Origin of the sequence: Vibrio sp. Scap24 (genome assembly GCF_013394185.1) — a bacterium.
GTDB classification, from domain to species: domain Bacteria; phylum Pseudomonadota; class Gammaproteobacteria; order Enterobacterales; family Vibrionaceae; genus Vibrio; species Vibrio pomeroyi.
The window spans coordinates 2,230,125-2,256,213 of record NZ_CP041332.1 but is presented as its reverse complement, the minus strand read 5'-3'; the positions used below and the strand labels follow the sequence as shown (position 1 = coordinate 2,256,213).

Annotated in this window: 17 protein-coding genes and 1 tRNA gene; 6 read left to right on the top strand and 12 right to left on the bottom strand. The window is 44.7% G+C overall.

From position 1 onward, the window contains the following. Positions 1 to 137: 137 nt before the first annotated feature. Positions 138 to 213 (top strand) — tRNA-Ile (locus FLM53_RS10035). A 203-nt stretch (positions 214 to 416) separates the two neighbouring features. Then, positions 417 to 1,685 carry an O-acetylhomoserine aminocarboxypropyltransferase/cysteine synthase family protein gene (locus FLM53_RS10030; RefSeq protein ID WP_176680875.1) on the top strand — a complete coding sequence of 423 codons (1,269 nt, stop codon included), beginning with the start codon at positions 417 to 419 and terminating at the stop codon, positions 1,683 to 1,685. 103 nt (positions 1,686 to 1,788) lie between these two features. On the opposite strand, the gene glmS is transcribed toward FLM53_RS10030, so the two are convergent. After that, positions 1,789 to 3,621 carry a glutamine--fructose-6-phosphate transaminase (isomerizing) gene (glmS, locus tag FLM53_RS10025; RefSeq protein ID WP_176680874.1) on the bottom strand — a complete coding sequence of 611 codons (1,833 nt, stop codon included), beginning with the start codon at positions 3,619 to 3,621 and terminating at the stop codon, positions 1,789 to 1,791. A gap of 106 nt (positions 3,622 to 3,727) precedes the next feature. Next, positions 3,728 to 4,498: a DeoR/GlpR family DNA-binding transcription regulator gene (locus FLM53_RS10020; protein ID WP_176680873.1), complete on the bottom strand. Its 771-nt coding sequence runs from the start codon at positions 4,496 to 4,498 to the stop codon at positions 3,728 to 3,730. A gap of 429 nt (positions 4,499 to 4,927) precedes the next feature. Here FLM53_RS10020 and pykF point away from each other — a divergent pair, with 429 nt between their 5' ends. After that, positions 4,928 to 6,340, top strand: a complete 1,413-nt coding sequence (gene pykF, locus FLM53_RS10015) for a pyruvate kinase PykF (RefSeq protein WP_017061403.1) — start codon at positions 4,928 to 4,930, stop codon at positions 6,338 to 6,340. Positions 6,341 to 6,515: 175 nt separating this feature from the next. Continuing rightward, the gene (locus tag FLM53_RS10010; RefSeq protein ID WP_176680872.1) at positions 6,516 to 7,187 is read left to right on the top strand and encodes a GntR family transcriptional regulator; all 672 of its coding nucleotides are present in this window, start codon (positions 6,516 to 6,518) and stop codon (positions 7,185 to 7,187) included. 583 nt (positions 7,188 to 7,770) lie between these two features. Here FLM53_RS10010 and FLM53_RS10005 read toward each other — a convergent pair. From FLM53_RS10005 to FLM53_RS09960, 10 genes are all read right to left on the bottom strand, one after another. Beyond that, the gene (locus FLM53_RS10005) at positions 7,771 to 9,654 is read right to left on the bottom strand and encodes a GGDEF domain-containing protein (RefSeq protein ID WP_176680871.1); all 1,884 of its coding nucleotides are present in this window, start codon (positions 9,652 to 9,654) and stop codon (positions 7,771 to 7,773) included. A gap of 113 nt (positions 9,655 to 9,767) precedes the next feature. Continuing rightward, positions 9,768 to 10,262, bottom strand: a complete 495-nt coding sequence (ilvN, locus tag FLM53_RS10000) for an acetolactate synthase small subunit (RefSeq protein WP_008219984.1) — start codon at positions 10,260 to 10,262, stop codon at positions 9,768 to 9,770. 1 nt (position 10,263) lies between these two features. Beyond that, on the bottom strand, positions 10,264 to 12,003 hold the full coding sequence (locus FLM53_RS09995; RefSeq protein ID WP_176680870.1) for an acetolactate synthase 3 large subunit: 1,740 nt from the start codon (positions 12,001 to 12,003) through the stop codon (positions 10,264 to 10,266). Positions 12,004 to 12,462: 459 nt separating this feature from the next. Continuing rightward, complete coding sequence (locus FLM53_RS09990) at positions 12,463 to 14,271, bottom strand: long-chain fatty acid--CoA ligase (protein ID WP_102321197.1); 1,809 nt, start codon at positions 14,269 to 14,271, stop codon at positions 12,463 to 12,465. Positions 14,272 to 14,472: 201 nt separating this feature from the next. Next, positions 14,473 to 15,432: a transcriptional regulator LeuO gene (leuO, locus tag FLM53_RS09985; protein WP_176680869.1), complete on the bottom strand. Its 960-nt coding sequence runs from the start codon at positions 15,430 to 15,432 to the stop codon at positions 14,473 to 14,475. Between the two features lie 346 nt (positions 15,433 to 15,778). After that, positions 15,779 to 16,834, bottom strand: coding sequence for an MJ1255/VC2487 family glycosyltransferase (locus FLM53_RS09980; RefSeq protein WP_176680868.1), 1,056 nt, complete (start codon positions 16,832 to 16,834; stop codon positions 15,779 to 15,781). A 54-nt stretch (positions 16,835 to 16,888) separates the two neighbouring features. Further along, positions 16,889 to 17,413, bottom strand: a complete 525-nt coding sequence (locus tag FLM53_RS09975) for a phosphatase PAP2 family protein (RefSeq protein ID WP_176680867.1) — start codon at positions 17,411 to 17,413, stop codon at positions 16,889 to 16,891. A 210-nt stretch (positions 17,414 to 17,623) separates the two neighbouring features. Continuing rightward, entirely contained in the window at positions 17,624 to 20,731 is a 3,108-nt protein-coding gene (locus FLM53_RS09970) for an efflux RND transporter permease subunit (protein WP_176680866.1), read from the bottom strand. Continuing rightward, entirely contained in the window at positions 20,728 to 22,065 is a 1,338-nt protein-coding gene (locus FLM53_RS09965) for an efflux RND transporter periplasmic adaptor subunit (protein WP_176680865.1), read from the bottom strand. The genes FLM53_RS09970 and FLM53_RS09965 overlap by 4 nt, the downstream gene beginning before the upstream one ends. After that, positions 22,065 to 22,724 (bottom strand): TetR/AcrR family transcriptional regulator, encoded by a 660-nt coding sequence (locus tag FLM53_RS09960; RefSeq protein WP_176680864.1) that lies wholly within the window; start codon positions 22,722 to 22,724, stop codon positions 22,065 to 22,067. The genes FLM53_RS09965 and FLM53_RS09960 overlap by 1 nt, the downstream gene beginning before the upstream one ends. A 568-nt stretch (positions 22,725 to 23,292) precedes the next feature. On the opposite strand from FLM53_RS09960, the gene leuA reads away from it, so the two are divergent. Together leuA and leuB are read left to right on the top strand one after the other, a co-directional pair. Next, positions 23,293 to 24,840 (top strand): 2-isopropylmalate synthase, encoded by a 1,548-nt coding sequence (gene leuA, locus FLM53_RS09955; protein ID WP_048657988.1) that lies wholly within the window; start codon positions 23,293 to 23,295, stop codon positions 24,838 to 24,840. A gap of 98 nt (positions 24,841 to 24,938) precedes the next feature. Beyond that, positions 24,939 to 26,030: a 3-isopropylmalate dehydrogenase gene (gene leuB / locus FLM53_RS09950; RefSeq protein WP_176680863.1), complete on the top strand. Its 1,092-nt coding sequence runs from the start codon at positions 24,939 to 24,941 to the stop codon at positions 26,028 to 26,030. Positions 26,031 to 26,089: the final 59 nt, after the last annotated feature.

The following is a 26,089-nucleotide window of genomic DNA, read 5'->3' as shown; positions in this document are numbered from 1 at the left end:
TAAGCATAAATAAGAAAAGGTGAGCGTTGGCTCACCTTTTTTTTATCCGTGTGATTTAAGTGGCTAAGATGTAAGCGGAATTGCCCCTTATAGTGTCTAGACACCACTGAATGCTTCCCCTATAATCTATGCCCTACGGCCCCTTAGCTCAGTGGTTAGAGCGCACGACTCATAATCGTTCGGTCCCCAGTTCAAATCTGGGAGGGGCCACCAAATTAGAAAAGCCAGAACAGTTCATGCTGCTCTGGCTTTTTGCTTTTCTGGAATAGTACAAATCACACCCTGCACTTCTAAAGAATAACGAATCGTCCCGCACACAATTCCAATTGCTTCTCTGTGACTAAGCTTACTTTTCTTTTATAGAAAAATCGGCAATATGAATGTACACAAATCAATCAATTGTTCAGGGAAGACACATGAAAGACGAAACGCTCTCGATTCACTTCGGCTACGAAACTGATCCAACGACTAAATCGGTAGCAACACCTATCTATCAAACCGTCGCGTATGAATTCGATGATGCACAACACGGTGCCGACCTATTTAACCTTGCAGTACCCGGCAACATCTACACTCGTATAATGAACCCGACCAATGATGTGCTAGAAAAGCGCATGGCTGCCTTAGAAGGTGGTATTGCAGGTTTAGTGGTAAGTGCGGGCAGTGCCGCGATTAACTACGCGATTCAAACCTTGGCACAGATCGGTGACAACATCGTCTCGACACCTCAACTTTACGGCGGCACGTACACCCTATTTGCTCATATGCTACCCAACCAAGGGATCGAAGTTCGCTTTGCTAAAGATGACAAACCAGAAAGCTTAGCGGCGCTGATCGATGAAAAAACCAAGGCGGTTTACTGTGAAAGTATTGGTAACCCAGCGGGTAATATTATCGACTTAGAGCGTGTCGCAGAACTTGCTCACGCGCAGGGTGTACCCGTGATTGTCGATAACACAGTCGCGACACCAGTGCTTTGCAAGCCTATCGATTTTGGCGCTGACATCGTAGTGCACTCACTAACCAAATACGTTGGTGGTCACGGAACAACATTAGGTGGCGTGATTGTCGACTCAGGCAAGTTCCCATGGGCAGAACACAAAGATCGCTTCCCTGTGTTTAATCAGCCAGAGCCTTCTTATCACGGTGTGGTTTATACCGAAGCCTTTGGTGAAGCTGCGTTTATTGGTCGCGCTAGAACGGTTCCACTACGCAATACAGGCGCCGCACTGTCGCCAATGAATGCTTTCATGCTGATGCAAGGCTTAGAGACGTTGTCGCTACGCATGGAGCGACACACAGAGAATGCATTGAAAGTAGCTGAATATCTCAAACAACACGAGAAGGTCAGTTGGGTAAGCTACGCAGGCTTGTCGAGTTCAGAATTCTACCCGCTTGCTGAAAAATACATGCAAGGTAAGCCATCGGCTATTTTATCTTTTGGCTTGAAGGACGGCTATGAAGCAGGTGTTCGCTTCTACGACGCGCTGCAAATCTTCAAGCGCCTAGTGAACATTGGCGACGCCAAGTCTCTTGCTTGTCACCCAGCTTCTACAACGCACCGTCAATTAAGCGAAGCGGAACAAAAGCAGGCTGGTGTGTCACCAGAGATGATTCGCCTATCAGTAGGGATTGAGCACATCGAAGATATCTTGGTTGACCTAGAGCAAGCTCTTAACGCTTAAGACTTATAAGCAACACTAGAAGATAAGCTTGCAAAGTAACAGGTACAAAAAAGCCCATCATTGGATGGGCTTCTTATTATCTATTGCTTAGATAATCTGTCGATTACTCAACGGTTACCGCTTTCGCTAGGTTACGAGGTTGGTCAACATCGGTACCTTTGATTAGCGCTACGTGGTAAGACAGCAGCTGCATCGGTACAGTGTAGTAGATAGGCGCTGTAACTTCGCTTACATGAGGCATCTTGATGATCTTCATGTTCTCATCGCTTTCAAAGCCAGCGTCTTGGTCAGCGAATACGTAAAGTAGACCGCCGCGAGCACGTACTTCTTCAACGTTTGATTTCAGCTTCTCTAGTAAGTCATTACTTGGTGCAATTACTACTACAGGCATGTCAGCATCAATAAGTGCTAGAGGACCGTGCTTTAGTTCACCAGCAGCGTATGCTTCTGCGTGAATGTAAGAGATCTCTTTCAGCTTCAGAGACGCTTCCATTGCGATTGGGTAGAACTCGCCACGACCTAGGAACAATGTGTGGTGCTTATCAGCAAAGTCAGGTGCTAGCGCTTCGATCTCTTTATCGAATGCTAGAGCTTGTTCGATAGCCGTTGGTAGCTCGTGCAGCGCTTTAACGATTTCAGCTTCTTTCTCTTCATTAATACGACCTTGCAGACGACCAATTGAAGTAACCATCATCAGCATTGCTGCTAGTTGAGTTGTGAAAGCCTTAGTTGAAGCTACACCGATCTCTGTTCCGGCGCGAGTCATGAAAGCAAAATCAGATTCACGAACCAGTGAAGAACCCGCAACGTTACAGATAGTCATTGCTGACATGTAGCCTTTCTCTTTTGCAAGACGAAGTGCAGCAAGCGTATCAGCCGTTTCACCAGACTGAGACAGAGTGACGAGTAGACTGTTCGGGCGAACAACGAAATCACGGTAACGGAATTCAGAAGCAATCTCTACGTCACAGCTTACGCCCGCTAGAGACTCAAACCAGTAACGAGCGGCCATACCTGAGTTGTAAGAAGTACCACATGCGATGATCTGCACGTGTTCAACCTTGCTTAGGATCTCTTCAGCTTTAACACCAATTGCGTTAGTGATAACCGAAGTTTCAGAGATACGACCTTCCATTGTGTTGATCAACGCGGTTGGCTGTTCGAAGATCTCTTTCTGCATGAAGTGACGGTATTTACCTTTGTCACCTGCATCGTGTTCTGCGTTAGATTCAACGATTTCACGTTCAACACGCTCACCCGCTACATCAAATACTGTTACATCACGACGAGTAACCTCAGCAACATCACCCTCTTCTAAGTACATGAAGCGACGAGTTACGCTTAGTAGTGCAAGTTGGTCTGATGCTAGGAAGTTCTCACCCACACCAAAACCAATAACGATTGGGCTACCAGAACGAGCAACAACAATGCGGCTAGGATCTTTGCGATCAACCACAACCGTGCCGTACGCACCGTCTAACTGTTTAGCTGTTTTTTGCAGAGCTTCAACCAATGAATCAGAAGTACGAAGTTCCCACTCAACTAAGTGAGCGATAACTTCTGTATCCGTTTGTGAAGTAAATACGTAACCACGCTCTTGCAGCAGAGCACGCAGTGCTTCGTGGTTTTCGATAATGCCGTTGTGTACAACTGCGATATCACCAGACATGTGTGGGTGTGCGTTCGCTTCAGACGGCTCACCGTGTGTTGCCCAACGAGTGTGAGCGATACCTGTACCGCCAATCACTTGTTGCTCTTCTACCGCGTCTGCTAGCTCTTGTACTTTACCTAAGCGGCGAACACGAGTTAGGTTAGATTCGCTATCAACCACAGCGACACCTGCAGAGTCGTAGCCACGGTATTCTAGGCGGCGAAGGCCTTCTACTAAGATTTCGGCTACATCACGTTGTGCTACTGCACCAACAATTCCACACATAGTTTTACTCCATCAATTTTGTTTATTCCTACTGGCAGCAAGCAAAGGCCATATCTTTAATAAGATCAATTATAGGAAGTTAAATGCATAATATTTAAAATTAGTTTTAAGCTGGATCAGTCAGGATCACTCGAACGTCATGTGACTCGATACTTGCTTGAGATTCTTTGCTCAAGTCTGTATCGGTAATCAAAATATCGATGTGGTTCCAAGCCAGCTCTAAGTTGGGGATCTTTCGTCCCACTTTTTCAGACTCAACCATCACGATCACTTCTCGTGACACTTCAGCCATAACTTTACTCAGGCCAACCAACTCATTGAATGTGGTTGTGCCTCTGTCGAGGTCGATACCATCAGCCCCGATAAACAGTTGGTCAAAATCGTAAGCACGCAGTACTGACTCTGCGACTTTGCCTTGGAAAGAATCCGAATGGGTATCCCAAGTGCCGCCGGTCATGAGTAGCGTCGGTTCACTTTCCAGCTCATTAAGAGCGTTAGCCACATGCAATGAGTTGGTCATAACCACCAAACCACGCTTACTGTTTAGCTGCTGAATTAGGGCACCTGTTGTGCTGCCGCTGTCGATCACAATACGGTTATGGTCACGAATTAAATCTGCAGCAGCTTTTGCCAAAGAAAGCTTTCGAGTCGAAACTTGTTGACCCAGTTCTTCGTTCACAACCTCTTTCGGTAACGAAATCGCACCACCATAACGGCGTAAAAGCTGACCGTTTTTCTCTAAAGACGCCAAGTCCTTTCTAATAGTGACCTCTGAGGTTTCGAACTTAGCGGATAATTCATCAACACTAACCTCCCCTTTTTCGTTCACTAGGTTAGAAATTGCATGTCTTCTGAGCTGAGTGTTTCGTTTCGACATTTAAAAAAGACCGTTAAGTTTCGATATGAAACATATTATAGTTGCAACGAAACTATTTAGTCCATTTATTTTGATCCAAAAAATTAATAAATAGCGATAAAACCTTGTCCTAAGACAATTGTTAAGCAGTGATATTGAAGTCATTAGGTGGTAGAATCCGCACCCGAAAAGAAAAAAAATTACAAAACTGACTGTTATTTTTTTGCAACTTACCGCCTATATAGTGGGGTAAGTCACAGAAAACCGATATTGAATCAAAATCTTTTGGTCATAAAATGACTAAAATTGATGAAAGACTTACAACTCTGAAGGACATATTGGAAGTCCCGCGCTTTTACACAACAGGCACAAAATGTTGATGTAGCGGACCAATCTTCAGAACTTAAATAAATTTCAAATTGTAACAATACTTACCGGAGAGTACCTTCCATGAAAAAGACCAAAATCGTATGTACGATTGGCCCTAAAACTGAATCTGTAGAGAAGCTAACTGAACTAGTAGATGCTGGCATGAACGTTATGCGTCTTAACTTCTCTCACGGTGATTTCGCAGAGCACGGCACTCGTATCGCGAACTTCCGTAAAGTAATGGAAAACAAAGGTGAGCAACTTGCTATCCTTCTAGATACTAAAGGTCCAGAAATCCGTACTATCAAACTTGAAGATGGTAACGACGTAGATCTAGTAGCTGGTCAAGAGTTCACTTTCACAACTGACGCAACAGTTGTTGGTAACAAAGACGTAGTTGCAGTAACTTACCTAGGTTTCGCTAAAGACCTAACTGCAGGTAACACTATCCTTGTTGATGACGGCCTTATCGAAATGGAAGTTATCGCAACAACAGAAACTGAAGTTAAGTGTAAAGTTCTTAACAACGGTGCTCTAGGCGAAAACAAAGGTGTTAACCTTCCTGGCGTTTCTGTTCAACTTCCTGCTCTTTCTGAGAAAGACAAAGCTGACCTTAAGTTTGGTTGTGAGCAAGGCGTAGATTTCGTTGCTGCTTCTTTCATCCGTAAAGAAGAAGACGTTAAAGAAATCCGTGAGCTTCTAAACGCTAACGGCGGCGAGAACATCCACATCATTTCTAAGATTGAAAACCAAGAAGGTGTAGATAACTTCGATTCAATCCTTGAAGCTTCTGACGGCATCATGGTTGCTCGTGGTGACCTAGGTGTTGAAATCCCTGCTGAAGAAGTAATCTTCGCTCAGAAGATGATGATCGAGAAGTGTAACCGTGCACGTAAGATGGTTATCACAGCAACTCAAATGCTTGACTCTATGATCAGCAACCCACGTCCAACTCGTGCAGAAGCGGGTGACGTTGCGAACGCAATCATGGATGGTACTGATGCAGTAATGCTTTCTGGCGAAACTGCTAAAGGTAAGTACCCAGTTGAAGCTGTTACTATCATGGCTCAAATCGCGAACCGTACTGATTCTGCTCTTAAAGCTGAGCTAGGTTCTCGTCTAGACAGCCCACGTCTACGCATCACTGAAGCAGTATGTAAAGGCGCTGTAGACACAGCAGAGAAGCTAGCTGCTCCTCTAATCGTTGTTGCAACTGAAGGCGGCAAGTCTGCACGTTCAGTACGTAAGTACTTCCCAACTGCAAACATCCTTGCTCTAACAACTAACGAAAAGACAGCTGCACAGCTAGTTCTTACTAAAGGTGTTAAGCCAGTTCTTGTTGACTCTATCGAGAACACAGACGCGTTCTACATCAACGGTAAAGAAATCGCTCTACAATCTGGCCTAGGTAACAAAGGCGACATCGTAGTTATGGTTTCTGGTGCTCTAGTAGCTTCTGGTACTACAAACACGGCATCTGTTCACGTTCTATAAGAATGAACCGATTCGCATAAAATATAAAAGAGGGCTTCGGCCCTCTTTTTTTATGAAACAAAATCTTGCCTAACTTTTCAGTACGCTGTATTATCAATCACAATAGAACTACGTACTGTTAACTTCCAATGGGCTCTTTCTAAGAGACGGATTAGCAGACTAGAAATCAATATACATGAGGTTTGTAATGTCTAGTCCTACGCTCACTGACAAAGTATCAAAGATGATTCGCCAAGATATTCTTAATGGTGAGTTAACCCCAGGCCAAAAACTCGTTGTTGCTGATCTAAAAGCACGATACAACGTAGGCGCATCTCCAATTCGCGAAGCCTTGGTACAATTATCTTGGAGCAAATACGTAAAGCTTGAGCCACAAAAAGGCTGCTGGGTATCTCCTGTATCAAAGAAAGAACTGAATGATCTATACGAAAGCCTTCGTGTTGTCTCTTCTGTTCTACTCAAAAAGGCGATTTCAGCGGGTGATGAGAGCTGGGAACTAGATGTACTTACGTCTTACCATAAATTGTCACGAGTACAGCACGTATCAGAAGAGTTTGATTGTGTTGAGTGGGAAGAGCGTCACCAACAATTCCACGTTGCGTTACTTGAAGGCGCTGATTCAGAGAACATGTTTAAGTTCTTTGATGACCTGATCAACCAAGTAAAACGTTACCGCTTCTTAGCGATGTCTGCTGAAAGCGCGTCTGATGATCTGTTCAATATTGATGAGCACGAAATGATCATGAAGCTAGTACTGTCGAAAAATGTAGAACAAGCGACTGAACTGCTTGATCAACACCTGCTAGGTTCAATGAAACGAATTGAAGAAGTTATCGAAGCGGCATAACGCTAAAGTAGTTTCTAACCAAATAAAAACGGAGCCCAATGGCTCCGTTTTTTGTTTCCAGTATTACGACTGAACTACCACCCAAAAAACTCTTTGTGATGAGTATTGAGCAGCACAACCATAGGTAAAAAATACAAAGCACTCAATTGAAAGCCAAGAATGGCTAATGTGCCTATGGTTAACCTCACTAAAAAATCGACAAACATACCACGCCTCTTTTAACCAGACTGTATGATCCCCAAACTCTTGCTCCAGCTAACCTAATTCTACTGCTGCTTTTCAAACCATTGAAAAAGCTAGCTAATCAGTTGAATTAAGTTAACGGTGTCATCCTTTTACATCTGGTAAACACTCTATTTATTACACCGTTAAGCACGATGTAATCTGAAGCAAGGTAGTTTACTATTTGTTCAGTTTAGCTCAAATTATCACCAATATTAGACTTTAGTCTAACTGTATAGATTTTGTGACATAGGTCGCTCAAAAGTGAGATTCCTAATAAAGAGCAGGGAAGGCAAAATCAATCGAAAAGTAGTTTAAAGAGATGAGTCAGAGAGAAGAAAGAAACTAAATAGGCAGAAAGCTAAGCAACATCAGCGTGGCTAGGACACATAGAGACCGTATTGCGACCAGAGGATTTCGATTCGTAGAGACCGACGTCCGCACATTTGTATGAGCGGGTGCTGTTACTGGTTAAATCCGTAAAGCCAACACTCACCGTCACCTTAGTACCGGCTGCTAACTCTATCTCAATGCGTAATCGGTCTAACACGCGCTTCGCTTCCGGCAGCGACGTGTGTGGCATCAGCAATGCGAACTCTTCTCCCCCAACACGAGCAACAAAGTCGGTACTGCGAAGGCTATCTTGTAAGAGCCCAGCAACGCGCGCAATCACGCGGTCACCCTCATCGTGGCCAAGCTCATCATTGATTCGCTTAAAGTTATCGATATCGACTAAGGCTAAACAAGTGGTGGCTTCATTAGGGTAACGCTCAACCAAGCGAGAATAGTAAGCCAGTTGTTCTTCGAACTTACGTCGGTTCCAGAGGTTACTCAAAGCGTCTCGCTCACTCAGAAAACGCAGACGCACTTCAAGCTCTTTCCTTACCGAGATATCAACCAACGAGGTAATGTAATAACTCACTTTGCCCGAATTGTTTTTGACCGCATGGACTCGCATGATGGCAGTAAAAGGAATACGAAGCTTGTTCTTACACAGCACCTCTCCTTCCCACACTTCCTCTTGCTCTAGGTGCTGCCAGATAGATTCACTAGAGAGCACCTGCTCGGTATTTTCCAGCAGCAGCTGCAAGGCATTGTGGCCGATGACTTGGTTTTTACTGTAACCCGTCATGTTTTCAAATTCGTTATTGATCATCATGGCACGATGTTGCTTGTCAGAGATCATCACTGCCGACATGCCGTTCAATGCCGCACGTGCTAATTTACTTTCCAAACTACGACGTCGATAGTGCGTCACCAGATAAGCAAATGGAAAGGCGAAAATCAGAACGGTAAATAGAACAATGATCTCTTCGTGGGCAAGATCATTCAAATCACGCTCAGCTCGATCAAGAAGCTGTTTCTCGTTCAAGTGGATCAACAGGTGCATTTTTTGATTATTCGCGAGCTTGACCGTGTTAAACGCGAACAGGTTACCGTCTTCAAACACCGTGCCCATTTGTTCACGAGAAATCGCTTCCCATGTCTTAGGCGCGAGATTTTTTAGGTTGAAGCTCTTTCTTTCTGGAACGGAATCACCGAAAAGCTTACTGCTGTTGTTACTCGCAATGTAATAGCCCGACTCATTGACGACCTCAGATCGAAAATCATAATCCGGTGAGAAATTAAGACGCGAAGACAGTCCCCAAACATCCAAATTAATCACAAGATAGCCGACACGCTTCTCTGGTGTTTCAACGGGAGTGAAGACTCGCAGAACGGGTTTATAAGGATAGGTTAACTCGCCATGTTCGGTTTCAAGTTCTATCCCCCAGCCGCCAATCTCTTCACGTTCCAAGCCTTGTGCAAATTGGTAGTAACTCGATTCCGATCGGTCTTGAAGGTGCTGAGGTAACGTCACCTCGCCTGTTGCAGACGAATAGTTCACACGCACTAGTTCTTTACCGGAAATATCAAGCAGATGAATTTGTGTGTACCATTTTTGGTTCACTAGAACAGACTGCCACACTTCTTCAAGCAGGTTTTTGGTTTGGTCTGATGGAGAAGAGGCGAAATTAACTAAACTTTGGCTATGGCTGAGTAACTCCATAACAGAGACTAATTGAGATTTTAGAAGGTTGTAGTCTCGTTCTGCATAGACCAATTGATGAAGGGCTTGTTTTGCCGACTCATTGAAGCTCTGAGTTTTAACGTCTTGATAGCGTTGTAAATAATACAACCCTACAGCAGAAGACAGTGTGATAGAGATAATCAGCAATGTAATTATTGATTTTTTAGTTCTCATTGCTAACTCAGGTGAATGGAAGTCGAGCGCGGGATTATAGCACTCTAAAAAATTAACAAAATAAAAGCCGCTTAAAAAAGCGGCTTTAAAGCTATTTTATAAAGACTTATCGTCTAGGCTTTCAGCGCTCGTTCACCACGAGCGATACCAACCACGCCACTTCGCGCTACCTCAAGTACTTCCGTTACTTCAGACAAAGCCTGAATGAAAGCATCAAGCTTCTCGCTCGTGCCCGCCATTTGCACCGTATATTGCGAAGCTGTCACATCAACGATCTGACCACGGAAAATATCCGCTGTACGCTTCACTTCTGCACGAGCAAAGCCGCTCGCACGTACTTTTACCATCAGAAGTTCACGTTCGATGTGCTCAAGCTCAGAGACCTCTTGTACCTTAAGTACATCGATCAGCTTATGCAGCTGCTTCTGGATCTGCTCAAGCTGCATTTCGCTGGAGTTAGTTGTCACGTTCAAACGAGAAAGTGTTGGATCATCAGTTGGAGATACGTTCAATGACTCGATGTTGTAGCCACGTTGAGAAAACAAGCCAACCACACGAGAAAGCGCACCCGGTTGGTTTTCCATTAGTAGTGAAATAATGTGTCTCATATTATGTTCTCTCCGTTTTGCTTAGCCACATGTTATCCATACCCTCGCCTTTGATCTGCATTGGGTATACGTGCTCGGTGTCATCAACACTGATATCGACAAATACCAAACGGTCTTTCATCGCCAGTGCTTTTTCCAAACCTGATTCCAATTCATCCGGAGATGAAATGCGCATACCTACGTGGCCATAAGCCTCCGCGATGGCAGCAAAATCAGGAACAGAGTCCATATATGAGTTAGAGTGACGACCTTGATAAACAATGTCTTGCCACTGTTTAACCATTCCTAAGAAACGGTTGTTCAGGTTAATAATCTTAACTGGGATATTGTATTGCAGCGCCGTCGACAGCTCTTGGATATTCATTTGAATACTGCCGTCACCGGTTACAACAACCACTTCTTCGTCTGGCTTAGCAAACTTAACACCCATACCAGCAGGTAAACCAAAGCCCATCGTGCCTAGGCCACCCGAGTTAATCCAACGGCGTGGTTTGTTGAATGGGTAGTACAATGCAGCAAACATCTGGTGCTGACCAACATCCGAGGCAACATACGCATCGCCATTGGTTACTTTGTGCAGTGTTTCAATAACTTGTTGTGGCTTAATGCGCTCAGAAGATTTCTCATAAGCTAAGCAATCACGCTCTTGCCACTGTTTGATTTCACTCCACCAGCTTTCCATCGCCTCAGCATCGTTAGTGCCACCTTGCTCAATCAGCAGGTTCACCATGCTTTCTAGAACTTTTTCTGCAGAACCTACAATCGGTAGATCCACTTTCACGTTCTTAGAGATCGACGATGGGTCGATATCAATGTGCATGATTTTCGCGTTCGGGCAGTATTTGTCTAGGTTGTTGGTAGTACGGTCATCAAAACGTACACCGACACCAAAGATAAGATCGGCATTGTGCATCGCCATATTGGCTTCATACAAACCGTGCATGCCCAGCATACCCAAAGAGTTCTTATGAGTGCCAGGGAAGGCACCAAGACCCATTAGGGTACTTACAACGGGTAAATTAAGTGCTTCAGCCAATTTAATCAGCTGTTGGTCTGCTTCAGAGATAACTGCACCACCGCCGACATAAAGTACCGGCTTCTTCGCTTCATGAAGTGCTTTTAGTGCCTTCTTGATTTGACCTTTATGACCCGTAACCGTTGGGTTGTACGAACGCATTTTGATCGTTTCAGGGTATTCATAAGGAAGCTTGATTTGTGGGTTTAGGATATCCTTCGGCAGATCGATAACCACAGGACCAGGACGTCCTGTCGTTGAAATATAGAAGGCTTTTTTAACGACTTCAGGGATATCTTCCGCTTTCTTAACTAGGAAGCTGTGTTTAACGATCGGGCGAGATACACCGACGATGTCACACTCTTGGAAGGCGTCGTTACCAATCAGGTTATTTGGTACGTTACCAGAAATAACAATCATTGGGATTGAGTCCATGTACGCTGTCGCAATACCTGTAACGGTATTGGTTGCGCCTGGACCAGAACACACAAGTACTACGCCCGGTTTACCGGTAGAACGAGTATAGCCATCAGCCATATGGGTAGCGGCTTGTTCGTGTCGTACTAATACGTGTTTAATTTCAGCAGTTTTAGCATGCAGCGCATCGTAGATATCAAGTACAGAACCACCTGGATAACCAAAGATTTGTTCTACACCCTCTTCAATTAGAGACTGCACCACCATCTCAGCGCCGGATAACATTGCTGTTTCAGGTTTTGTTGTCATATTGCTCTCCTCACCAGTTTCCAATCATATTTGGTGAACATGTTGGGCTGGTTTTTCATAGTCTAGGGCTTATTCGTAGCCTAATTCGAAATACTTCCACTTTTTCGGCTATGCTGTCTGTCGTGATAACAACAAACAGTAATACGAAACAACTTTAACGCTTTATTATCATCTGGTCTAACACCTGTTATCCGACAATCATGTCAAAAAACCAACTATTAGCTTAAAGCATCAAATAAAACCCAAACTAAGATTAATAACTAGATATTAAAACTAGAAATAGAACAAAAAAAAGCACTTAATATTTAAATGAATCGCTAATTATCGATAAATATCGAGCTTATCTGTGTGCGCTTTCGCACATTGTGCTTGGTCACTAGATACAAAAAATCCCCCTAAAAATGCAATCACATTCGTAGGGGGATTTTTAAACAACTGAAAATTTATCTCAGTAGAAAACTACTTATCTTTCGACTTTTCAGTGTACATTTCTTCGATTTCGTCTTGATACTTATCGTTGATAACCTTACGACGCAGTTTCTGGGTCGGCGTCAGTTCACCATCATCCATAGAAAACGCTTTCGGCAATAGCTTGAACTTCTTAACTTGCTCAAACTTCGCGAGCTCTTGCTGCAGGTCATTCACACGCTTCTCTAGCATCTCAACGATTTGGTGGTGCTTGATAAGCTCAACACGGTCGTGGTACTTGATGTTCAGTTCTTTTGCGTACTCTTCTAGCGAGTCGTAACAAGGAACAATCAGTGCCGAAACAAATTTACGTGTGTCAGCGATAACGGCAATCTGTTCGATAAAGTGATCTTTACCAATCGCGCCTTCCACCACTTGCGGTGCAATGTATTTACCGCCAGAGGTTTTCATCAGCTCTTTGATACGGTCAGTAATGAACAGGTTACCATTTTCATCAAAATGACCCGCATCACCAGTTTTCAAGAAACCGTGTTCATCGAATGTTTTCGCGGTTTCTTCAGGCATCTTGTAGTAGCCACGCATCACCATTGGACCACGAACAAGAATCTCGTTCTGAGCACCAATCTTAACTTCTGCGCCCGGCATAGACATACCGATAGAATCAGGGTTAAAGCAGCGGTCATCCCAACAAGACACCGTTGCTGTGGTTTCTGTCATGCCGTAGCCAAGTTTTACGTTGATACCGATAGCATGGAAGAAACGACCAATGGTTTCATCTAGCTTCGCGCCACCACATGGCATGAAGTTGATGTTGCCGCCTAACAGTGCTCGCAGTTTAGATAACACAAGCTTGTCTGCTAGCGCATGGCTCTTCTTCAGCATTAGTGAAGGCGTGCGACCTTCTTGGTGACAAACAGAGAGTTTTGCTCCCATGTTCACCGCCCAAGTAAATAGAACCTTACGGATAAACGGCGCTTTCGAAACCTTCTCGTGAATCGCAGAGAAAATCTTCTCGTAGAAACGTGGAACCGCACACATTACGGTTGGTTTCACATCGCTCAGCGCATCACGCACCTGCATCGTATCTTGCAGGTAACAGTTGGTTGCGCCTTTATAGAGAACGTAGAAAGTCCACGCTCGCTCAAATACGTGAGATAGAGGTAAGAAACACAACGAGACATCGTCTTTGCTTAAGCTTAGACGCTCATCGTGGCCTTCTAATTGATAACCAATGTTGGTGTAATCAAGCATTACGCCTTTCGGCTGGCCAGTTGTACCAGAGGTATAGATAAGAGTCAGCAAGTCGTCCATGCTTGCATCTGCAAGACGAGCATCAAGTTCAGCTTGTTGAGCCTCAACACCGCGCGCCATGAAATCAGCCCAAGATACCGCAAAGCTATGGCCTTGAAGGTCGATATCATCAGACATCGCGACAACCACTTCTAGCTGTTCGCACTCTTCAAATAGGCTCACCGCCGCGTCAAATTGAACTTGCTCACCAACGAATAAGATCTTCACATCCGCATTTTGGATGATGTAAGACGACTGCGCTGCTGTGTTGGTTGGATAAATCGGCACAGTCACAAGACGAGCTTGTAAAGATGCAAAATCTGCCACGGTCCATTGAGGCATATTGTTTGAATAGATACCGATCTTATCTTGAACTCTCAGTCCCTGAGCCAATAGTGCTAATGAAAGCGTATCGATTTGTTGTCCAAACTGCTCCCAGCTAATACCTTGCCATACATTGTCTACTTTGTGCTTCAAAGCTGTACGGTTGCCGCCTTGGGCAATTTGGTCACGAAGTCTTTTTACGATATGAAAATCTAAATTGGCCATCTCTTTACCTTTGGCTTACACCTGTAAGCTTTTTTGAGCGCACAAGTGTACCTCTGATCATGGAAAAGGCAACTGATGAAGCTCAAAGTTATAAGTAATAGTACGTCTCACGCTAAGTTTTCTATCAACAAAAATAGCAGGTACAAAAAAGCCCCAAGCCAGACTCCTAGCTTAGGGCTTATAAAACATAGGGATTAGTGTCTAGTTAAGTGCCACTACTTCGCCACAGATCATCATTAACTGATCTCGTAACCAAATGTGTCCTTTGTCCTTTTCACTTGATTCGTGCCAGCTTAGGAAGCCTGAAATTGCCGCATTATCAAATGGGAAGTCTAGAATCTGAAGCTGCTCTTTGTTTGCTGCATGTTCTACCATCCAACGAGGAGCAATCGTTACTAGCTCAGACTGACCTACAACGTAAAGAACGTTGCTTAGGCTCGTGCCTTCGTAGAAAGGCATGCAATCTAGGTCACGGTAAGCTTGCTCAGAGAAGCTACGTTGACCGTGAATGCGAGACAGTTTTGCGTGCTTTTCGTTAAGTAGCTCTGCCGCTGTTACTTCACCGTTAATGCGTGGGTGAGAAGCAGAAGCGACAACAACCAACTCATCTTGGAAGATTTCAGTGCTTGAGAAACCTTGCTCATCAAAGCGAGCGTAATCGATTACGAAGTCGATTTCTTGGTAGCGCATACGCTCAGAAAGCTGACGGTCGAACTCAGCATCCATGTGCAGTTTAACGCTTGGTGCTTGCTCGTTAATTGTCGACATGATCTTAGGTGCAAAACGCATGTCACAAGGGCTGCAAATCGCAAGTTTGAACAGACGAGAAGACGACTCTGGAGAGAACACAGAACTTGGTAGTTCGTTGCGTACTAACTGTAGCGCTTGGCGGATTGGGCCAAACAACTGACGAGCACGTTGAGTCGGTTGAATACCACGACCTTGACGCATGAATAGTTCGTCGTTGAACATCACTTTTAGACGAGCAACAGCGTTACTTACAGCTGGCTGAGACATACCCAGATTGTGAGCTGCACGTGTAATGTTTTGCTCTTGCATAACTGCATCAAATACAGTCAATAAGTTTAAGTCGACTCCACGAAGTGTGCTTTCCATTCTGTAGCTTGCAATTGCACTCATTGCGTCTTTTTTCTCTAACATTCAAGTTGCCTCTTGTCGGTTCGACAGCGTTAAATTGGTAATGGTATGGGAATAGATAACCACTAATTCTTATATTTATCAGACCGATGTTTTTCGGATTACCATTACTATTAACCAATACATCTCGAGCTACCAACAAGATTGATAAAGAATAATTTTATTTTACCTTAATGATTAATTAACACCTAAAAATCAGTAATTTATAGAGTTATAAAAAAACATAAAATGCGTCACTTATGAGTTTCATTTCGACTTATTTAGCTGTTCTATCGTTTGGTTACATTTGTTACAATTTATTGAACGCGTGAATTGTTCAGCTAGTTAATTCAGAAATAACACTTATGAGTTAGGTGAGCGATGCATAACTAGGAAAGTCGACCTTGTCCCAAAGCTGCTTTCTTAAGTCATCTTGGTTGGACCAATTTCCTGCCAATACCCACTCAACAAGTGCGCTCGCGACGTCTGGATAAGTGACCACTTCCGCTTGTTTTTCGTTGAGCCAACCACGCAAGATAGCAGGGTCTAAAAAGCTCATTGTTTGAGCCAATCCAAGCGCCTCTAGCGTCGCCACATTGCTCTGTTGTTCAAACTGCCCATCAAGCGGTTTAAGGAGCAACTTCTTACCCAACGTTAGAGCTTCAGAGGGTAATTCAAATCCTCCATTTGCCACCACACCTGAGCACTGGCTGAGGTCGAATTGGAAGCCTGCATGACTGAGCGGTTTAAACTCAATATTTTCAACTCGGCTTTGCTCAATCACATTCGGGTGATAACAGACAAAATTATGAGAAATGAACTTCATCAGAAGCTCTGAAATCGCCTCTAGATCCTCAAACGGCAGATAGACCAAAGTGAAATCTTGCGGCGTTTTGGTTTGTTGTTCACCTGTGAGTGTATGAACGATCGGTGGCAATATCGGCTGTTCAAAGTGATACCAGTGCAGTCCAATTGAGTGCTCGGTTGGGGCGAAGTGTTGAATCACAGAATGCTCAATCCAGTTGCCGCCTTCTTTAGGCACATCATAGCGGAACGCATTTTGGTGGCTTATACCTATGCAAGGTACGCCTTGTCTTTTAGCTGCCCAAGCAGTCACAGGCTCAAAGTCGTTAAGCACTAAATCATACGGTGTCAGATCGATCTGGTTAATCTCACTCAGAAATCGCCAGATGTTGTTCTTGATGAATGTTTTGCCGTATTTCACCTGCCCTTGCTCGCTGTAAAACGTTAAGCCACTGCGGGTTTGGTAGTTTCCAAATTCTTCCATCGAGAAGTACTTGCTCTCTTCTCGTCCAGAGAATAGAAAGTCGACATCGATATTTTGCTGACGAAAGGCGACGGCCATTGCTCTCGCACGCGCGATGTGACCATTTCCAGTGCCCTGTACGCCATATAAGATTTTCATGCTTTTTCCTTTAGAGTTACCACTTAAACGCGGCAGAGATTGCCAACAAAATGATTACAGAATGAAACTGATAGCTAGGCTCGTACAAGCAATGCCCAAAGCGGCACCTATCAATACGTCTGTTAAAAAGTGCACACCAAGTAAGATTCGAGAGCCAGCGATCGCTATCGCCCAAAACAAACTAAAGAGATATAAGCTCGGATAGAAATGTCCGATTAGAGTCGCCATAACAAAAGCCGCCGCGGAATGCCCAGATGGCAGGCTGTATTTATCGGATGGCACAATGTGGGAATAAAGCAGTGAAGAGAACTCTGCTGGCCTGCGGCGTTTGAGGGTATTTTTTGCGAACCAGTAGATAGGCAGCTCGATAGCAAACGCGGTTAAACCGACCAAGAGAAAATCTCGGCCAGTACTGCTATCCGCCAGCAAAGCAATCAACGCGATTAACACGTAAAGGTGTCCATCCCCAGTATGAGACACCGCTTTACTGAGTGTTGCATGTTGCCCGCTATAACGGTTTTTCAAACAGAAAACAGAAAATGCCACATCCCAGCGGACAATAGGTTCGATAGTACGCATACGATCTCCTTAACAATTCTTATTCAGTTAAGGGTCAAGTTATGCCCAACAAATGACAGTTAAGTGACGTTTTGAATGAACTAAAATGAAATTTCCTTGGGGTGTGCAATGAAGCCCCCTCAGGCTAAGGTGATGACAAAAACACCCTATAAAGATAAAGCGGCACTAGGCCGCTTCATTGTTTATTACTTCTTTTCTTGCTTCAAAGCTCTATAGCGAAAGAGGCTCGTGCTTTTTCACTAAACCAAAGTCAGCCAAGATAGCGTAGGCCGCAGGGATCATAAACAGCACCAACAAGGTTGAGGCAAATATCCCGAACACAATCGAAATAACCAGAGGCTGAATAACCTGAGCCTGTAAGCTGGTTTCCGTTAACAGCGGCAATAAACCTGCGGCCGTAGTCATAGACGTTAAAAATACCGCACGGAAACGCTCGCGGCTGGCTTTAACAACCGAGTCATGCACGCTATCCCCTTCATCGACATGGTGACGTATGTATTGCACCAACAAAATCGAATCATTGACCACGATCCCTGCTAGCGACACAAAGCCCATCATGCTTGGCATACTCAGTGCGTGACCTAACAACCAGTGACCAACAACGACACCAATGAACGCCAGTGGAATCGCCAACATCACGACCACAGGCTCCAAGTAGCTTCGGAATTGATAACTAAGAATCGCAAACACACCGAATAAGCCCAATAAGAAACCTTTGCCCATCGAGGCTCCGGTCTTAGCGGCATCTTTGGCTTCGCCTTCAAAATCAAAACGTAAGCCCGGGTATTTTTGAATCAGCTTAGCTGCTTCTTCTTTTTGGAACTGAGCTAAAATCGCGGAAGAGCTCGCCTTCTTATTATCTATGTCACCAAAGATACTGATGGTTCTCAGGCCATCGATACGTTGGATTCGCACGTAGTTACGTTGAAAATCTAACGTTGCCAGGGTAGCTAATGGAATCTGACTGCCATCTGCGGTGATGATTGGGAAGTTAGCCAGTTGCTGTAAATCACCCGCTTGTTCTTTATCAAGACGAACCTCAATCGAGATATTCTCGACACCAATTTGAATCTCATCCGCTGTCTGACCGAAGAAAGCCGCACGCAATTGAGAAGCGATCATCTGCCCATTCACGTTGTAGGTTTCAGCGCCCGGACGCAGCTTCACCAAGATCTCTTCTTTACCCATGCGCATGTCATCAAGCACACCGTGCACGCCATCGAACTGATTAAGGTATTCCTGAATATCCAGAGAAGCGGATTTCAATGCACTTAGGTCATCATGCTTAGCTCGAATCTCGATAGCGCGACCACCCGGCCCCATGGTCGGTTGCTTGAATACCAGTGAGATTGGATCTGCAAGTTCACCGATGTCCTCTCGCCATGCATCGATGAAATCATCGATCACCGTATTACGACTCTCTGCTCCGCGTAAGTCTAAGCGCACTGTGGCTAGGTGTGGGCCAGATTCATTGGCATCGGCGTTAGCATTGAATTGGCTAGTTATGTGCTCGACCAGTGTATTGCCTTCTTCAACCTCTTCGCTCCATTGCTTGTTCAAACGCTCAGCCGACGCGACAATTTTATCGACCACTTTTTCGGTTTGAGACAGTGATGCGCCCGGTGGAAGAATGATACGCGCTTCGGCAATATCACCATCCAGCTCAGGGAAAGGTTGAAACTTAACAACCCCGCCAGCAATCAAGGCTACTGAAAGCAACAATAGCGTAATCACTCCGCCCATAAAGGCGTAGCGGAACGTCACGACTTTCTCAACCATGTTCATCAAAGTGGTATTACGGAAGTTCTCAAACTTCTCAAGCAACACAACCTTAAAACGCAGCGCTGGCTTGTCATTCTTTTCTTTGTGTAATGAATGAGATAGGTGATTAGGTAGGATCAGGAAGGCTTCAATCAAGCTCAACGACAGCACCAAAATCAAGACTTGAGGAACGGCCTTAAGCACCGCGCCCATCTCGCCATCTAGGAACAGTAAGCTACCGAAAATACACACCGTGGTTAAGAAAGAAGACAACACTCCGGGAAACACTTTCTTAACGCCGTTGTACACCGCATCATCAACGTTTTGCCCCCGATCTAAATGGGACGCTATCGATTCGGCAATCACGATGGCGTCATCCATCATGATACCAATCGCCATCAACAGTCCGACCAGCGACATAATGTTAATCGATAAACCAAGATTGGCCATCAAAAACAAACCACCAAGGAAGGCTACCGGCAACCCCGCCGCTACCCAAAATGAATAACGTAAGCTGAAGAACAGCCACATGGTGGCGAACACCAGCACAATACCTTGCCAGCCATTACGCGCCATCATGGTTAAACGATCCCACAGCACAGAGGAGAGATCGTTGGTCATTTGTAGCGTCACACCGTCAGGAGCAATCGCGCTTTGATCTTCAACGAATCGTGTTACGTTCTCTTTGATTCGCAGCGCATCGTCTTCTTTGTTCTTACTGATCTTAAGCAGCGCCGAAGGCTTGCCATCAAATAACACCTTCTGTTCATCCAGCTCAAAGCGGTCGGTTATTTTGGCTATGTCTCTCAAACGGATCACCGAGCCATTAGGCGCAGAACCAACCACGATACTTTCAAGTTCAACCGGTGTGATTCGTCTCTCGTCAAAACGAATCAGGAAGTTTTTATCAGGTGTTTCAACGTTACCACTCGGAAGCTTCACATTCTGACGACCAATTTGATCTGCAATATCACCGACGCTCAAACCCAGCTGGCGAATCGCTTGGGTATCCAACTCAACACGATATTGATGATCTGAGAAGCCGCTGACCTCGACCAAAGATACACCGTAATCGAGCTTCATAGTGCGCTTAAGATCTTCCGCGTAGGCCTTAAGTTCCGGCCACGACGTTTCGGCTGTGATGGCGATATCAACAACTGGTTCATTCCAATCTAGCTCTTGAACAACAGGTGATTCAATCTCGGTTGGGAAGTCATTGATCGCGTTGATCTGGGTTTGCACGTCCACCAGCATTCGGCCAATATCCGCTTTCTCATTTAACTTCAGAATTAGACGTGCGCTACCTTCGATCGCCTCACACTGAGTTTCTTCAATGTTGGCTAAGCCGTCTACTGCATCTTCCATTCGCACACATAGGCTCTCTTCCACTTCTTGTGGAGAAGCGCCGGGATAAACGATGGCTGCCATAATGTAAGGCGGATCATAAGCGGGGAAGGTTTCACGCTTGATTGTTGATAATGAGCTTATACCCATGATCAACAATCCAAGCATCAACAAGTTGGCTGCTGTTGGGTGCCTAGAGAAGAACTTGATCATGACGCACTCTCCTGAGTATCCGATTCAAGCTCATCCTCTTCAGAGTTCGACTCTTTCAATAACATGCCCTCGATAGCTGGCAGGACATCATTTAGAACCAACTTGTCTCCGGTTTGTAGCTCACCACTCACAACCACTTGATTGTCTCTGCGATAAAGCACTTCAACATTCACCACTTGCAAGCGTTGATTGTCGTCCATCAAGTAAACCTTATCACCATGCAGTGCTCGCTCCGGCAGAACCCAACTCAGATTCGCTACACCTTCAATCTCGGCTTTTACAAACATACCATTAACCAACGGCGTTGCGCTGTCTGGCTGCAGTTGTGAATAGTCTTGAGCGATCTCGAGAATAATCCCCGCCGTCGCTTGGTTTTCATCAACCGTTTCGCTGATTCTTGCTACCTTCGCAGGCCAGCTAAGGTTCAGGTTACCGCTGTTAAGTTGGATGCTTGCTTTGATTGGCGCTTCATAAGGATTAGGAATTCCTGCGGTATCGCGAGGGAACTGCTTAAAACTGGAGGCTAAGGTTTGCATATCGTGAATAGAAAGTTGCGCCTCCACTTCCATAACATCAATCCCGTGAGCAATAAACATCTCTTGTTGAAGGTTAACCACTTGATTTTGCTCGATATCAACTTGAGCAATTCGCATCGCTCTTGGTAAAGTGACGGTAGTCTTATCGAGAGAGCGTTGCGCCTCTTTGACTTTAGATACATTGACCTTAATCACCGCTTCCGCAACACGTTTTTCGTCTGGCATTAATGCGATTTGGTTCGCGATATCTAATACCAACTTCTGTTGAGATAGCGCACTTTGTTTTTGTAGATCGACATCAGACTGCGAAGTCAGCCCTTTCTTACGCAGATCCTGTTTACGTTGTAACTCTTTATTACTGATCACTAAGCGATTCTTTTCGATCTTAAGAGTCTGATTAAGGTTGTCTTCTTCTTGATTCAATTTCGCTAATGAGGTTTGGCTTGATTTTAGATCCGCCTCTGCTTGTATCAGTTTCAATTCGTAATCCAATGGATCAACTTTGAGCACGACCGTTCCTGCAGAGATCACCTGCCCTTTTTCAAGATCTGGATGTCGATAGACAATCTGCCCTGTTACCTCGGCAATTGCTTTCCATTCGACTTTCGGCACCACCTTGCCAAAGCCAACCGCTAACGGCGCTATCAGTTGTTGCTCTAGGCTTACTGTATCAACTAAGCGGGCTCTATCACCCGCAGGTTTGGTTGGAAGATCCGGCTTCAAGTTAATCGCGGCGACAAGGCCAATCACACCAACCGCAAGTGCTGGAAAGAAGAGTAGTTTTTTATTTATTTTCATTATCTTTGGTCCTGCACAGAAGAAGGGCTAGGCGTATTTATAAAGCCTTCTGTCATCAATTTAATGTTGTGTTCGATTAAGCGGTTAAGAAATTCTTCATTAATCTCAATACCATGAATAGCAAGCAAAGGTGGGGGCGCAATGAACGGGAACACCATCAAGCTTATATACGACACGCGGCAGAGTTTGGGATCCATCTCTTTTCTTAAAACGCCTTGTTCAACCAGTTTTTCAAAAATGACATCCTGAGCTGGCTTAGCGACATCGTGAAAAACCTTTTCGAGCAATTCTCTTTGCACTTCAGAGGGAGGCATATTCATCACTTGGGCTAGCAAGCGAGGAAACTTAGGTACCTTGACCATCTCTTTGTAGTAAGTCCGCATTAGGTCAAGAAAGCTCTCATGACTACCTTCTTCAACCAACCTTTGCATCTGCAATTGCATCGGTCGTAGCGTTTCACGCAGCATGGCTTCAAACAGCCCGGCCTTACTGCCAAAGTAATAACGGATCATCGCAATATTGACACCCGCACGCTCAGCAATCAGGCGTGTCGAGACCTTGTCGTATGGCAGAACAACAAACAGATCACGAGCATGCTCAATTAATAACTGTCGAACATCTAAGTTCTTTTGAGGTCGCCCCGCTTTTCGTACCGTCATGGAAAAAATCCATCTCTATAATTAATCATCTGATTAATTATAGAGATAAACAGGCGTAACAGTAGAAGATTAATTACTCATTATTTAATCATGTGATTAATTAATTTGGTCACGCTTGTGATTTTTTTGGTGAATCGTTCCATCAAAAAGATTTACTACAAAGTTTTAACCTACACATCAGCCAAACGATAAACTAACCGCCCAATACAAAACACTCAATCAGCCGATAACACCAACAAACAACACACAAGCAGCACAAACCAAACCAAAACACCGCCAAAGCACGCTGATATTGGATTTTCTTGTTTGACGCTCAGAATAAATTGCGGTAAATATGGTGTTAACAGTTTATTTACGGATATTTGTGTAATGATTTTTTCTTCTTCTCGACTGCTGAAACTTCTCCTTATCGTGAACCAATCGCGCGGGTAAGTTGTGGGTCAAGAACTACACAAATATTAAAACCCGCGCTGAGCGGGTTTTTTTGTAACTGGCACTTTTAAAAGAACATCATTCTTAATAATAATTTGGATAGCAATCGATTCATTATCGATATAAGGAAGCACCCATGAACGATCAAGTGATAATTTTTGACACGACCTTACGTGATGGCGAGCAAGCGTTGGCTGCAAGCTTAACGGTAAAAGAGAAATTACAGATCGCTTATGCACTTGAACGACTGGGTGTAGATGTTATTGAAGCGGGTTTCCCTGTGTCATCACCAGGCGATTTTGAATCAGTACAAACCATCGCAAAGAATATTAAAGATAGCCGTATATGTGCGCTTTCTCGTGCAGTAGCGAAAGATATTGATGCCGCAGCCGAAGCACTAAAAGTGGCTGAACAGTTCCGTATTCATACCTTTATTTCTACATCGACGGTTCACGTACAAGACAAATTACGCCGCAGCTACGACGATGTTGTCGAGATGGCAGTGAAAGCGGTAAAGCATGCGCGTAACTATACCGATGATGTTGAATTCTCTTGTGAAGATGCCGGTCGTACACCTATCGACAACCTATGTCGTATGGTTGAAGCCGCGATCAACGCTGGCGCAAAAACCATCAACATTCCAGACACCGTAGGCTACACAGTACCGAATGAGTTTGGTGGCATTATCCAAACGCTATTTGATCGCGTACCAAACATCGATCAAGCGATCATCTCTGTTCACTGTCACGATGACTTAGGCATGTCGGTTGCTAACTCAATTGCTGCCGTTCAAGCAGGTGCTCGTCAAATTGAAGGCACAATCAATGGTATTGGTGAGCGTGCGGGTAACTGTTCTTTAGAAGAAATCGCAATGATCATCAAAACTCGTCAAGAGCTTTTGGGTGTTCACACAGGCTTGGATCATAAAGAGATTCACCGTACCAGTAAGTTGGTTAGCCAGCTTTGCCACATGCCAATTCAAGACAACAAAGCAATCGTTGGTGCTAACGCATTCAGCCACTCTTCAGGTATCCACCAAGACGGCATGCTTAAGAACAAGAACACTTACGAGATCATGACGCCTGAGTCTATTGGCTTGAAGAACAAAGCATTGAACTTAACAAGCCGCAGTGGTCGTGCAGCCGTTAAAAGCCACATGGATGCAATGGGCTACAAAGACAATGAGTACAACCTAGATTCATTGTACGAAGACTTCTTGAAGCTTGCTGACCGTAAAGGCCAAGTATTCGATTACGACCTAGAAGCACTAATGCACTTCGCAAATCTACGCGACGAAGATGACTTCTATAAACTTAACTACCTAAGCGTACAATCTGGTAGTGTTATGTCTACCACCAGCATCAAGCTTCAATGTGGTGATGAAGAGAAATGCGAAGCGGCTGTCGGTAACGGCCCTGTTGATGCGCTATACCAATGTATTTACCGCTTAACGGGGTACGAAATTGCATTGGATAAATTCGACCTTACCGCGAAAGGTGAAGGCGAAGATGGCCTAGGCCAAGCTGATATTATTGCTAACTATAAAGGCCGCAAGTACCACGGTACAGGCGTATCAACCGATATCGTTGAAGCTTCTGGTCAGGCGCTACTGCATGTTATCAATAGCATTCAACGCGCAGACACCATTGCTGAAATGAAACAGCAAAAAATCGCGACAGTTTAAGTACCCAATAACAGAGCCCTAGAGCCGATGTTATTGGCTTTAGGGACAAAATTTAAAACGAGCCAAATGGCTCAGTAACAAAGAATTAAAGGATTAACATGACTGATAAATCATACAAAATTGCCGTACTACCTGGTGATGGCATTGGCCCAGAAGTAATGCAACAAGCACATAAAGTGCTAGACGCGATCGAAAAGAAGCACGCGATTAGCTTTTCTCGCGAAGAGTATGATGTTGGCGGTATTGCAATTGATAACCACGGCTGTCCACTTCCAGAAGCAACAGTAGCTGGCTGTGAAGAATCTGACGCTGTGCTTTTTGGTTCTGTTGGCGGTCCTAAATGGGAACACCTTCCACCAAATGATCAACCAGAGCGTGGTGCCCTACTTCCTCTACGTAAACACTTCCAACTGTTCTGCAACCTACGTCCTGCACAAATCCATAAAGGTTTAGAGTCTTTCTCTCCTTTACGTGCTGACATCTCAGGTAACGGTTTCGACATCGTGGTAGTCCGTGAGCTAACAGGCGGCATCTACTTCGGCCAACCTAAAGGTCGTGAAGGCGAAGGCGCAACTGAAAAGGCTTTTGATACTGAGGTTTACCACCGCTACGAAATCGAGCGCATTGCAAAGATTGCTTTTGAATCTGCACGCCTACGTAACAAAAACGTTTACTCAATCGATAAAGCGAACGTTCTACAAAGCTCTATCCTATGGCGTGAAGTCGTTGAAGAAATCGCAAAAGATTACCCAGATGTAACGCTAAACCACATGTACATCGACAACGCGACCATGCAGCTAATCAAAGATCCTTCTCAGTTTGACGTGATGCTATGTTCAAACATCTTCGGCGACATCATCTCTGATGAGTGTGCAATGATCACTGGCTCTATGGGTATGCTTCCTTCTGCAAGCTTGAACGAAAGCAACTTCGGCCTATACGAACCTGCGGGCGGCAGTGCTCCGGATATCGCAGGCAAGAACATCGCAAACCCAGTCGCACAGATTCTTTCTGCTGCGCTAATGCTTCGTTACAGCCTAGGCGAAGAAGCGGCAGCACAAGACATTGAGACTGCAGTATCTAAAGCGCTTTCAGCAGGCGAGCTAACAGCAGACCTTGCAGGTGACAACCAAGCGCTTACTACCTCTGAAATGGGTGACAAGATCGCAGAGTACATCTTAGCTTCATAGGCTAACCGCTCGAAACTAGAAGCAAGTACATAAGAATAATATCAAGCCAAGTTTGCAAA

Excerpts from the sequence above, each read along its gene's own strand:
- FLM53_RS10030 (WP_176680875.1), top strand. The coding sequence starts at position 417 with ATGAAAGACGAAACGCTCTCGATTCACTTCGGCTACGAAACTGATCCA.
- glmS (WP_176680874.1), bottom strand. The coding sequence starts at position 3,621 with ATGTGTGGAATTGTTGGTGCAGTAGCACAACGTGATGTAGCCGAAATC.
- FLM53_RS10020 (WP_176680873.1), bottom strand. The coding sequence starts at position 4,498 with ATGTCGAAACGAAACACTCAGCTCAGAAGACATGCAATTTCTAACCTA.
- pykF (WP_017061403.1), top strand. The coding sequence starts at position 4,928 with ATGAAAAAGACCAAAATCGTATGTACGATTGGCCCTAAAACTGAATCT.
- FLM53_RS10010 (WP_176680872.1), top strand. The coding sequence starts at position 6,516 with ATGAGGTTTGTAATGTCTAGTCCTACGCTCACTGACAAAGTATCAAAG.
- FLM53_RS10005 (WP_176680871.1), bottom strand. The coding sequence starts at position 9,654 with ATGAGAACTAAAAAATCAATAATTACATTGCTGATTATCTCTATCACA.
- ilvN (WP_008219984.1), bottom strand. The coding sequence starts at position 10,262 with ATGAGACACATTATTTCACTACTAATGGAAAACCAACCGGGTGCGCTT.
- FLM53_RS09995 (WP_176680870.1), bottom strand. The coding sequence starts at position 12,003 with ATGACAACAAAACCTGAAACAGCAATGTTATCCGGCGCTGAGATGGTG.
- FLM53_RS09990 (WP_102321197.1), bottom strand. The coding sequence starts at position 14,271 with ATGGCCAATTTAGATTTTCATATCGTAAAAAGACTTCGTGACCAAATT.
- leuO (WP_176680869.1), bottom strand. The coding sequence starts at position 15,432 with ATGTTAGAGAAAAAAGACGCAATGAGTGCAATTGCAAGCTACAGAATG.
- FLM53_RS09980 (WP_176680868.1), bottom strand. The coding sequence starts at position 16,834 with ATGAAAATCTTATATGGCGTACAGGGCACTGGAAATGGTCACATCGCG.
- FLM53_RS09975 (WP_176680867.1), bottom strand. The coding sequence starts at position 17,413 with ATGCGTACTATCGAACCTATTGTCCGCTGGGATGTGGCATTTTCTGTT.
- FLM53_RS09970 (WP_176680866.1), bottom strand. The coding sequence starts at position 20,731 with ATGATCAAGTTCTTCTCTAGGCACCCAACAGCAGCCAACTTGTTGATG.
- FLM53_RS09965 (WP_176680865.1), bottom strand. The coding sequence starts at position 22,065 with ATGAAAATAAATAAAAAACTACTCTTCTTTCCAGCACTTGCGGTTGGT.
- FLM53_RS09960 (WP_176680864.1), bottom strand. The coding sequence starts at position 22,724 with ATGACGGTACGAAAAGCGGGGCGACCTCAAAAGAACTTAGATGTTCGA.
- leuA (WP_048657988.1), top strand. The coding sequence starts at position 23,293 with ATGAACGATCAAGTGATAATTTTTGACACGACCTTACGTGATGGCGAG.
- leuB (WP_176680863.1), top strand. The coding sequence starts at position 24,939 with ATGACTGATAAATCATACAAAATTGCCGTACTACCTGGTGATGGCATT.